The 10,933-nt window shown below is 67.9% G+C and carries 9 protein-coding genes and 1 pseudogene; 5 read left to right on the top strand and 5 right to left on the bottom strand.

Going from position 1 to position 10,933, the window contains the following annotated elements; all coding sequences use genetic code 11:
• The coding region (locus J7E68_RS07200; RefSeq protein ID WP_311416597.1) for an FAD-dependent oxidoreductase at window positions 1-1,420 on the top strand (1,420 nt) is incomplete at its 5' end.
• Here the strand turns inward: J7E68_RS07200 and J7E68_RS07205 are convergent.
• A complete protein-coding gene (locus tag J7E68_RS07205; protein WP_215171235.1) occupies window positions 1,389-2,429 on the bottom strand; it encodes a TIGR00730 family Rossman fold protein in 1,041 nt (346 codons plus the stop codon). The two genes, J7E68_RS07200 and J7E68_RS07205, sit on opposite strands and share 32 nt — an antisense overlap.
• A 116-nt stretch (window positions 2,430-2,545) precedes the next feature.
• Here J7E68_RS07205 and J7E68_RS07210 point away from each other — a divergent pair, with 116 nt between their 5' ends.
• Complete coding sequence (locus J7E68_RS07210; protein WP_215171237.1) at window positions 2,546-3,049, top strand: pyridoxamine 5'-phosphate oxidase family protein; 504 nt, start codon at window positions 2,546-2,548, stop codon at window positions 3,047-3,049.
• Window positions 3,050-3,129: 80 nt separating this feature from the next.
• On the opposite strand, the gene J7E68_RS07215 is transcribed toward J7E68_RS07210, so the two are convergent.
• A complete protein-coding gene (locus J7E68_RS07215; protein ID WP_215171239.1) occupies window positions 3,130-4,887 on the bottom strand; it encodes a proline--tRNA ligase in 1,758 nt (585 codons plus the stop codon).
• 43 nt (window positions 4,888-4,930) lie between these two features.
• Entirely contained in the window at window positions 4,931-5,701 is a 771-nt protein-coding gene (locus tag J7E68_RS07220) for an isocitrate lyase/phosphoenolpyruvate mutase family protein (RefSeq protein ID WP_215171241.1), read from the bottom strand.
• Window positions 5,702-5,860: 159 nt separating this feature from the next.
• Between J7E68_RS07220 and J7E68_RS07225 the strand changes: the two genes are divergently transcribed.
• Both J7E68_RS07225 and J7E68_RS07230 read left to right on the top strand, forming a co-directional pair.
• A complete protein-coding gene (locus J7E68_RS07225; protein ID WP_215171243.1) occupies window positions 5,861-7,276 on the top strand; it encodes an RNB domain-containing ribonuclease in 1,416 nt (471 codons plus the stop codon).
• A gap of 19 nt (window positions 7,277-7,295) precedes the next feature.
• Window positions 7,296-7,988, top strand: a complete 693-nt coding sequence (locus J7E68_RS07230; protein ID WP_215171245.1) for a nucleotidyltransferase domain-containing protein — start codon at window positions 7,296-7,298, stop codon at window positions 7,986-7,988.
• 7 nt (window positions 7,989-7,995) lie between these two features.
• On the opposite strand, the gene J7E68_RS07235 is transcribed toward J7E68_RS07230, so the two are convergent.
• Window positions 7,996-8,862 carry a hypothetical protein gene (locus J7E68_RS07235; protein WP_215171247.1) on the bottom strand — a complete coding sequence of 289 codons (867 nt, stop codon included), beginning with the start codon at window positions 8,860-8,862 and terminating at the stop codon, window positions 7,996-7,998.
• 103 nt (window positions 8,863-8,965) lie between these two features.
• Window positions 8,966-10,117 carry a flavodoxin-dependent (E)-4-hydroxy-3-methylbut-2-enyl-diphosphate synthase gene (gene ispG, locus J7E68_RS07240; protein WP_215171249.1) on the bottom strand — a complete coding sequence of 384 codons (1,152 nt, stop codon included), beginning with the start codon at window positions 10,115-10,117 and terminating at the stop codon, window positions 8,966-8,968.
• A gap of 231 nt (window positions 10,118-10,348) precedes the next feature.
• On the opposite strand from ispG, the pseudogene J7E68_RS07245 reads away from it, so the two are divergent.
• Window positions 10,349-10,933, top strand: a pseudogene (locus J7E68_RS07245) (chorismate-binding protein); the annotation flags it as partial.

The raw sequence follows: 10,933 nt of genomic DNA on the forward strand, positions 1-10,933 counted from the left end.
GCCCACCGCCCGATGCCACGGAGGCGGCCGCCCCGACGCGGTGCCGAGCGGGCAGGAGGACTCAGTGACGACGTACGACACCATCGTGATCGGGGCAGGGATGTCGGGCGGGACGGCGGCACGCATGCTCGCCGACGCCGGAGAGCTCGTGATCGTTCTCGAAGCACGGGAGCGTGTCGGCGGCCGCATGAACACCGACCGGGAGGCGGGCTTCCCTGTCGACCTCGGGGCGTCGTGGGTGCATGGGATCGACGACTCGCCGCTGTGGGACCTGGTGCGGGCCCTCGACATCCCCACCCTCGAGTACACCGTGGGGAGCTTCCAGGCCGGTGGCCGCCCGATCGAGAACTTCGACGGCGACGGCAGGCCGATGGACGCCGCACGCACCGCTCAGTGGGTCGACGACGTCGATGAGGCCGACCGACTTCTCGTCGAGGAGATCGCCGCGTCCTCCCCCGGCGACACCTACCTCGACGTCACCGAACGCGCATTGGACCGTTCGGGCTTCGATCCCGAGCGCATCGACGAGATCCGCGAGTTCTTCCGTCACCGTGTCGAAGAGCAGTGCGGCGCCTGGATCGGCGATCTCGACGCTCACGGGCTGGATGAAGACGCGATCGACGGCGACGAGGTCATCTTCGCTCGAGGGTACGACGAGCTGCCGAGGCGCATCGCCCGGGGGCTCGACATCCGCCTCGGCCACGTCGTCACCCGAGTCGCGCGAACCGCCTCCGGAGTGACCGTCTCGACCGGGAACGGTGAATTCTCCGCTCGGAGCGTCCTGGTCACCGTCCCGCTCGGAGTGCTCAAAGCGGGGTCGATCGAGTTCACCCCTCCCCTGCCCGAGTCCGTCGCCGCGCCGATCGCCCGACTCGGGATGGGCGTGTTCAACAAGATCTTCATCCAGTTCTCCGAGCGCTTCTGGGGCGAGGACACCTACGTGCTGCGCGCCCTCGGCGAGGCCGGTGAGCACTGGCATTCCTGGTACGACGTGTCTGCCGTCAGCGGGCGTCCGACCCTGCTGACCTTCGCGGCCGGTCCCTTCGGCCGAAGGATGCAGGAGCTGGCCGACGACGAGATCGTCGACGACGTCCTCTCCGCGCTGCGCGCACTGTACGGGGACGGAGTCGGCGCGCCCACCGCGCACTGGGTCACCCGGTGGGGACACGATCCGTACTCCGAGGGGTCATACTCGCACCTGGCCGTCGGATCGTCGCATCACGACCACGACGAGCTCGCGGGCCCCGTCGACGCAAGGCTGCACTTCGCCGGCGAGGCCACCTGGGGTGACGAGCCGGCGACCGTCGGTGCGGCGCTGTACTCGGGTCGTCGCGCGGCTGAGCGCATCCTCGGCCGCGAGATCGATCTCGCGGACTTCGCCCGCGAGATCAGGACTCGGGAGCAGAATCCAGCGAGTTGACGGCTCCGATCAGCCGGAAGAGCTGTCCGACCTGCCGCTGATCGAGATGCAGGGCGAGCCGGGGAAGGTGCAGGAGGTCGTCGTCGGCGACCTCGGGCTGACGCGGCGCCGTACGTTCGATGCGTCCGCCGGCCAGCATCCCCGAGAACCGATCGTTCAGGTCCTCGAGCTCCGCGTCGGTCGGCTCTGCGCGCAGTCGGAGCACGAGGCTCTCCCCCACCCAGCGCAGTGAGTCGTAGTTGCGCCAGAAGCCGGCGATCACTGCTGCGGCCGACTCGACGGAGTCGGTGATGACGACCCGGTCGAAGTCCCCTTCCGAGATCACGCCCGTCGGGGCGAGATCCTCGTCGATGAATCGCTTGAGCCCGTGCCAGAAGGTGCCACCCGGCTCGTCGAGCAGCACGATCGGCGTCGGCTCCGCCTTGCCCGTCTGCTGCAGGGTCAGCAGCTCGAACATCTCGTCGAGCGTCCCGAACCCGCCCGGAAGGCAGATGAAGCCGCTGGACTCCTTGATGAGCATGAGCTTGCGCGTGAAGAAGTACTTCATCGCCACGACGTGCTCGCTCGCGGCGATGAGGCTGTTGGCCTTCTCTTCGAAGGGAAGCCGGATCGACACTCCGAGAGAGAGCGCGGGTCCTGCTCCTTCGGCGGCGGCCTGCATGATCCCGGGGCCCGCACCCGTGACCACCATCCAGCCGTCCGCCGCGAGAGCGGCGGCGACATCGCGGGCCTGCACGTAGAGCGGGTCGTCGTGGCGAGTCCTCGCCGAACCGAAGACGGTGACCTTCGGCACGCCCTCGAACGGCGCGAACAGGCGGAAGGCATCCCTCATCTCGGCGAGGGCGGCCGATGCGATCTTGAGGTCGAGGCGGTTCGTGCCGTCCTCCCCCAGCAGGACCGCCGTGCGCATCATGCGCATCACCAGCCTGCGGTCGGTCTTCACTCCGGCCTCATCGAGGACGTTGTTGATCTCGGCGCTCAGCGACTCCGGCAGCGGTTCGTCCGTCATGCACCCAGCCTGTCACGAGCGGTCGCAGGACCGAGCTCCGCAACGCCGCCTCACCACGCGATGCGCTCGGTGTCAACGCCCGTGTGAGAGGCGATCGGATGCGCGACAGTGGCCTCATGACAGAGATCACAGGACCCGAAGCACTGGCTCGCGTGAGCGAGCTCGTCGAGGACATCGACTTCACGATGCTGACGACGACCGACGATGACGGCAACCTCGTGAGCAGGCCGATGTCGACGCGGCAGATGGACGACGCCGGAGACATCTGGTTCTTCACGGCCGAAGACACCGAGAAGGTCGAAGAGGCGCGGGCGCACCGACAGGTCGGCCTCGCGTACTGCGACGCGAAGGGCATGCGGTACGTATCGGTCGCCGGCAACGCATCCGTGGTGCACGACCGCGCGAAGATGGAGGAGCTCTACTCGCCGTCGCTGGACATCTGGTTCGAGGACGGACTCGACACACCGGGTATCGCCCTGCTCAAGGTGACGCCCACCGTGACGGAGTTCTGGGAGCCTGCGAAGGGCAAGATCGCGATGGCGGCCGGAGCGCTCAAGGCGCTCGTCACCCACGACACCCCCGATGACGACATCATGAACCACGGCCGCATCGTCTGCTGACGACTCGGGCATGAAGACGCGGATGCCGCGCATCTCCTCAGGACATGCGCGGCATCCGCGTGACTGCGCTCAGGGAGCGGTCAGCGAGCGATCAGGTGCTGCACGGCGTCGGCGACCGACACCGCCTGACGATCCCCCGTGCTGCGATCCCACAGCTCGACCTGACCGTCGGCCGCCCCGCGGCCGACGATGACGATCTTCGGCACGCCGACGAGCTCGGCGTCGCCGAACTTCACTCCCGGAGACACCTTGGGGCGGTCGTCGTAGAGCACATCGAGACCCGCGGACTCGAGCTGGGCAGAGAGATCCGCCGCCACGTCGAAGGCCACCTGGTCGCGACCGGCCGCCACGACCTGCACGTCGAACGGCGCGACGGATGCCGGCCAGATCAGGCCCTTCTCATCATTGTTCAGCTCGGCGATGATCGCGAGGATGCGCGTCACGCCGATGCCGTACGAGCCCATGGTGACCGTGACGAGCTTGCCGTTCTCGTTCAGCACCTTGAGCCCGAGCGTCTCGGCGAAGAAGCGTCCGAGCTGGAAGACGTGGCCGATCTCCATGCCACGCGCGAGTTCGACCGGGCCGGAACCGTCGGGCGCCGGGTCGCCTGCGCGCACGTCGGCGATCTCGACGACGCCGTCGGCGAAGAAGTCGCGACCGGCGACGACCGAGTGCGCGTGCTTCTGATCGAGGTTGGCGCCGGTGATCCAGCTCGTGCCCTCGCTGACACGAGGATCCACGAGGTAGCGGATGCCCGTCGCCGATTCCTCGCCGAGCACAGCACCGGTCGGCGACCACGGTCCGATGTAGCCCCTGACGAGGAGCGGGTTCTTCTCGAAGTCCTCGGCGGTGGCCGTCTCGACCTCGGCAGGCGCGAAAGCGACCTCGGCGCGCTTCTCGTCGACCTCGCGGTCGCCGGGGATGCCCACGACGACGAGCTCGCGAGAGCCGTCGACGTGAGTCAGCGCCAGCACGACGTTCTTGAGGGTGTCCGCGGCGGAGTACTCGCCCTCCAGATGCGCGTTCGTGTGCGCGACGAGCGTGTCGATCGTCGGCGTGTTCGGCGAGTCGAAGACGACCGGCGCGGCGTCCGCGTCGAACGGGATCGCGTCGGGCACCGCGGTCGAGAAGGCCTCGACGTTCGCGGCATACCCACCGGCGCTGCGCACGAACGTGGCTTCACCGACCGGAGTCGGGTGCAGGAACTCCTCGCTCCGCGCACCTCCCATGAGCCCGTTGTCGGCGTTCACGATCACGTACTCGAGACCGAGCCGCTGGAAGATGCGCTCGTACGCGTCTCGCTGCGACTGGTAGCTGACCTCGAGACCGGCATCCGATGCGTCGAACGAGTACGCGTCCTTCATCGTGAACTCGCGGCCGCGGAGCAGGCCTGCCCGGGGGCGTGCCTCGTCGCGGTACTTGTCCTGGATCTGGTAGATCGTCAGCGGAAGATCCTTGTACGACGAGTAGAGGTCCTTCACGAGAAGCGTGAACATCTCTTCGTGCGTGGGGGCGAGCAGGTAGTCCGCACCCTTGCGATCCTGCAGGCGGAAGATGCCGTCTCCGTACGATTCCCACCGACCGGACTGCTCGTAGGGTTCACGCGGAAGGAGCGCGGGGAAGTGGACTTCCTGAGCGCCGGCATTCGCCATCTCCGCACGGACGATCGCTTCGATGCGTGCTTTGACCTTGAGCCCCAGTGGCAGCCAGGTGAACACTCCCGGCGCCGCGCGACGGATGTAACCGGCGCGGATCAACAGCCTGTGGCTGGCGACCTCTGCTTCTGCAGGGTCTTCGCGGAGCGTGCGGAGGAAGAAATTCGAAAGACGAGTGACCACCGGGCAAGTCTACTGACCGGTGGTCACTCGGTTTCGCGAGACGTCAGTTGAGCGCGGGCAGGCCGTTGGGGATCACTCCGCCGGCGTACAGGCTCGCGGCGAGCTCCTGCACCGCGGTCAGGGCGACCCGCTGCGGGAGCGGGCCGTACGAGATGCGGGTGACCCCGAGCTTCTCGTATTCCGAGGCCGCCAGCGTTCCGGGAAGCCCGATGACGCTGAGCTTGCCTTCGCCGAGGCCTTCCACCAGCTGACGCGTCGTGTTCGCGTCGAGCATACCGGGCACGAAGACGGCCGTGGCGCCGGCGTCGAGGAACGCACGCCCACGCTGGATCGCGTCGGCGACGCTCTCGGCCACAGGGCGGTGGCCCGCACGCACGAATGCGTCGGTGCGCGCGTTGAGGGCGAAGGGAACACCCTCGGCCTCTGCGGCCTTCACGATCGCCTCGACGGCCGCGACGGACTCGTCCAACGGCTTGAGGCGGTCCTCGACGTTGGCGCCGACGACACCGGCGCCGATCGCCAGACGGGTGGTCTCGCCCGCATCGTCGTACCCGTCGTCGAGGTCGGCGGTCACAGGGACGGAGACGGACGTCGCGATGCGACCGACCATGTCGATCATGATGTCGCGGGGAATGGTGCCGTCCTCGTAGCCGAACGATGCGGCGATGCCGTGGCCGGCGGTGGCGATCGCCTTCGTCTCCGGGAGCTTCGCGACCGCGCGGGCGGAGACGACGTCCCACACATTCACGACGCGGAGGATCTCCGGGGCTTCGTAGAGTCCGATCAGGGTCTGGGCCTTCGCAGCAGTGGTCATGCCCTCCACGCTAACGCCCTCGAATCCGGTCGGGGTCGGACGGACACGCGAATCACAGGTTCGGCGCGACTTGTGCGCCCGTACCTGCGCGCGGAACAGGCGACGACGACACGCCACCTCCGCCCTCAGGGCTGCCGAACGGCGACATAGTGTGGGGACATGCCTCAGCGCCGATCGCACGTTGCCCCCTCCGCCGCGCAGACCGAACTCGCCGAGGCGCTCGCGGCGCTTCGCGAATCGCTGGACGCACCCACCGACTTCTCCGCCGATGTGCTCGCCGAAGCGGACGCGGCGAACTCGCCGACCCCCGCGCTCGATCTGCGAGACATCCCTTTCGCAACCCTCGATCCGCTCGGTTCACGGGATCTCGACCAGGCCTTCCACCTCGAGCGCGAGGGTTCCGGCTATGCGGTGCGCTACGCGATCGCCGACGTCCCGGGATTCGTCGCCCCCGGAGGAGCCGTCGACGCCGAAGCCCGACGCCGTGGCCAGACCATCTACGCAGCCGACGGCAAGATCCCCCTGCATCCGCAGGTGCTCAGCGAAGACCGGGCCTCGCTGCTCGCAGACGTCGATCGCCCGGCGCTCGTCTGGACGTTCGCTCTCGACTCGGCCGGAGTCGTCACGCAGTTCCGTCTCGAGCGCGCACTGATCAGATCGCGTGCACAGCTCGACTACGTGACCACCCAGGCCGCCCTGGATCGCGGTGAGGACGGACCCGCGTCGCTGCTGCCCGAGATCGGCGCGCTGAGGATCGAACTGGAGAAGCTCCGTGGCGGTGCGAGCCTCAATCTCCCCGACGAGGAGGTCGTCAAAGCATCGGATGGGACCTACGCGATCGAACGGCGGCATCCGCTGCCCGTCGAGGAGTGGAACGCGCAGCTGTCGCTGATGACAGGTATGGCAGCGGCATCCTTGATGATCGACGCGGGCGTCGGGATCCTGCGGACGATGCCGCAGCCCGATGAGCAGGCGTTCGATGCGTTCCGGCACCAGACGGAAGCGCTGGGCCGCCCCTGGACCACCGGACGATACGGCGACTACCTGCGCGACCTCGATCGGGCGGACCCCCTGTCCCTTCCTGTTCTCGAAGCAGCGGCCTCGCTCTTCCGCGGCGCCGGTTACGTGACGTTCGACGGCGCAGCTCCGAAGGACATAGATCAGGCCGCGATCGCAGCACCCTATGCACACGCGACCGCTCCCCTGCGCCGACTCGTCGATCGTTGGTCGCTGGCGATCTGCCTCGCGGTGTCGGGCGGGCACGAGGTGCCCGGGTGGGTGCGTGAGTCGCTGAACGACCTCCCTGCGCTGATGCAGGAGTCGGGGCAGCGCGCGTCGCGACTCGACTCGGCCACGATCAACTGCGTCGAGGCCGCGCTGGTCACGCCGCTGGTCGGCAGCACGGTCGACGCGACCGTCATCGAGATGCGTCGCGAGCGTGCGTCGGTGCAGATCGCAGACCCGGCGGTGACGGCATCCGCCCCCGTCCCCGCCGGCACAGTGCCCGGCGGGCAGGTCTCGGTGCGGGTCGTGAGCACCGACATCGCCCGCGGAGAGATCGAGTTCGCGCTCTGACGACGGCTACGCTGTCGGCGTGCACCACCTCGCCGTCGCAGAACGATTCGTCGCCGCCCATCACCCTCATGCCACCATCGCGATCGTCGCGGGCAGCACCGCGCGAGGCGAACGCACGGCGACGAGCGACATCGACCTGCTGCTCCTCGGCGATCAGCTGTTCGACACCCAGGAGCAGACGAGCGAAGCCTCGACCCACGAGTTCGACGGCGAGATCTTCGAGGTCTTCGCGTACACGCCGGGTGGATTCGACGAATGGGCCCGTCGAGGCGTCGAGCAGCATCGCCCCGTGACGGTTCACATGCTCGTCGAGGGAATCGCCATCAGAGATGACAGCGACCTGCCCGCTCTCCGGCAGAAGTGGCGAGCCGTGCTCGATGCGGGTCCGACGTTGAGCGCGCAGGAGTCGGCGTTCCGCCGATACGTGATCACCGACGTTCTCGACGATCTCAGAGACTCCGCAGATGACCTCGAGCGGCACGTCGAGGCATCCGTGCTGTTCGAGAGGACCGCCGAGCTGATGCTGCTCAGCGAAGGATGTTGGATCGCGACTGGCAAATGGCTGCCGAGGCGGTTGCGCGACCTCGACAGGGAACGGGCGGATCGGCTGAGCGACCCTCTGCTCGCACGCGACTATGCCGCCTTCGCCGACCGCGTCGAGGACGAGTTGGAGCGCGCCGGCGGACGGGTGCAGAGCGGCTTCCTGCGCTGACCCGCGCTCAGGCGGCGATCACTGCTGTCGTGGTCATGACCAGCAGCTGCGGATCGGTCAGATCGAGCGAGACCGAGATCGAGACGAACTCGTCGAGCGATGCCACGTGTGTGCCGCCGCAGAGGATCTCCGCCGTGCCGTCGGGAAGCTCGCAGTGCCAGCTGCGCCGATCCACGATCGTCGACCCGTCGGCGACGACTCTGCTGGGCGCTGCGGAATCGACCCAGGCAGCCAGCTGCGTGTTGATCGCCGCTTCTCGATCAGCGAGGGTCGCAGCGAACGTCTCCGTGTCGAAGCCGGCTCTGCGAAGGCTCTTGCCGAGCCGATACTCGTCGACCGCGCCGTCTTCATGGATGCGGCTGGACTGATTGGCCTTCGCCTCGAAGTTCGGGTTGCCCAGAGCATCCGCCCCCGGGTCCTTGCGCCAGAGGTCGGAGAGAGCGAGATCGAGAGCCAACGATGCCAGGTGGCACGCGGTGTGTCCGCGGCTGAGCCCTGCTCGCCTCGGCACGTCGACCGACAGCTCGACCCGTGCACCCTCGGTCAGCCACTCCGGCGCATCGCCATCGAGCGGATGCCCGACGAGCCAGGTCCACCCCTCCGCTCCGCGCTTCACGGGGATGTCGACGCCGACGGCGAGCTCTCCTTCATCCGAGACCGCGGCCATGAGTGCTTCGGTGATGCGGACGGCCGAGCCGTCGAACGCGATCTCTCCGCTGTCGCCCGGCTGGTCGGGCCACGTGTGATCGACCGGGTGGAAGGGCGTCGCGTCGACGATGACGACGGTGCCGTTCGGTGTGGCTTCGATCCGCTGCACGGTGCTCGAGCCGGTTACGGCTCCCGCGGCGAACGACACGATCGTAGAAGACGACATGTGACTCCTTGGGTTCATTCGACGACGGTCATCCCGTGGCGAGACGTCTCGGGTGCGGGGCGCCGATCGCCGTCGCACTCGGCGGCGATCGCTCGGACCGAGGTCAGACCGTGACGACCTGCGCCGTGCCGAGCGGTGCCTCGGGCCCCATGTCGGCAGCGATCCGATTGGCCTCTTCGATCAGCGTCGCCACGATGTCGGCCTCGGGAACGGTCTTGATGACCTCGCCCTTGACGAAGATCTGGCCCTTGCCGTTGCCGGAGGCGACGCCCAGGTCGGCTTCGCGAGCCTCACCGGGTCCGTTCACGACGCAGCCCATGACAGCCACGCGCAGCGGCACGGTCATGTCCTTGAGGCCTTCGGTCACGTTCTCGGCGAGCGTGTAGACGTCGACCTGCGCGCGTCCGCACGACGGGCACGAGACGATCTCGAGCTTGCGCTCGCGCAGGTTCAGGGACTGCAGGATCTGGTGTCCGACCTTCACCTCTTCGGCGGGCGGAGCAGACAGGGACACGCGGATGGTGTCGCCGATGCCTTCGCCGAGCAGGATGCCGAACGCCGTGGCGCTCTTGATCGTGCCCTGGAACGCGGGGCCGGCCTCGGTCACGCCGAGGTGCAGGGGCCAGTCGCCACGCTCTGCGAGCTGACGGTAGGCCTTCACCATCACGATGGGGTCGTTGTGCTTGACCGAGATCTTGAAATCGTGGAAGTCGTGCTCCTCGAACAGCGATGCCTCCCAGACGGCGCTCTCGACGAGCGCCTCTGCCGTGGCCTTGCCGTACTTCGAGAGGATCCGACGGTCGAGCGACCCGGCATTCACGCCGATGCGCAGCGAGACACCGGCAGCCTTCGCTGCCGCCGCGATCTTTCCGACGTTGCCGTCGAACTCGCGGATGTTGCCGGGGTTCACACGCACGGCTCCGCAGCCGGCATCGATCGCGGTGTAGATGTAGCGCGGCTGGAAGTGGATGTCGGCGATCACGGGGATCTGGCTCTTCATCGCGATGATCTTCAGCGCATCCGCATCGTCCTGATGCGGGACGGCCACGCGGACGATCTCGCACCCGGACGCCGTCAGCTCGGCGATCTGCTGGAGCGTCCCGTTGATGTCCGTCGTCTTCGTGGTGGTCATCGACTGCACGGACACGGGAGCGTCGCCGCCCACGAGCACCTTGCCCACCTTGATCTGGCGGGTCTTGCGGCGCGGGGCGAGGACTTCGGGGATCTTCGGCATCCCAAGATTCACTGCTGGCACAACCACCAGCCTACGCCGCCTGGATGCACGCGGGCTGGATGCGGGCAGCGTGCGTCGAGCCGTCATCCGACCGGGTGACGAGCCGCCGGTGTGATAGTTTTCAGCCCATGCTCGCGAACTTCACCTGGTGGCCCGCCTCTTAGGCGGTGTGTTCGCGTTCCCACGAATCCAGACCGCCTCCGGGGCGGTCTTTTCGTTGAGTCGAGCCGGAGCCACGCACAGGAGACACCGATGACCCTCTCACGTCTTGCCGAGCTCACCTCGAACCCCGAAGCGTCGTTCGTGCTCATCGCGCGCGACGGCGCCGACACCGTCGAGCTGCTCACCGGCGAAGTCGTCGACGTCGATCTGCTCGCCGACATCCCCCTCACCATCGACGGAGCGCCGCGCGAGATCTTCGCCATGGTGCCGTATCGGCAGGTTCGCGAACGAGGATTCGTCGCTCAGGACGACGGCGCCCCCCTGCGGTGCATCGTGGTCGACGAGCACCTGCATCTGCCCGCCGCGAGCCTGCTGGCCGAGCTCCCGTCCGATGCCGTGCCGCTGCGCGACGGCGGCTTCGACATCGCCGACGAGGAGTACGCGGCCATCGTCGAGACCGTGATCGCCGACGAGATCGGACGCGGCGAAGGCGCCAACTTCGTCATCCGCCGAGACTTCACCGCCGAGATCGACGTCGACGACCGAACCGCCGCGCTCACCTGGTTCCGCGCGCTGCCCACTCACGAACGCCGCGCCTACTGGACGTTCGCCGTCGTGACGCCCGGCCACATCGCCGTCGGAGCGAGCCCTGAGGCGCACGTCGTCGCCCGCGGC

The sequence above is a fragment of the Microbacterium sp. ISL-103 genome, assembly GCF_018613995.1.
In the GTDB taxonomy this organism is placed as follows: Bacteria; Actinomycetota; Actinomycetes; order Actinomycetales; family Microbacteriaceae; genus Microbacterium.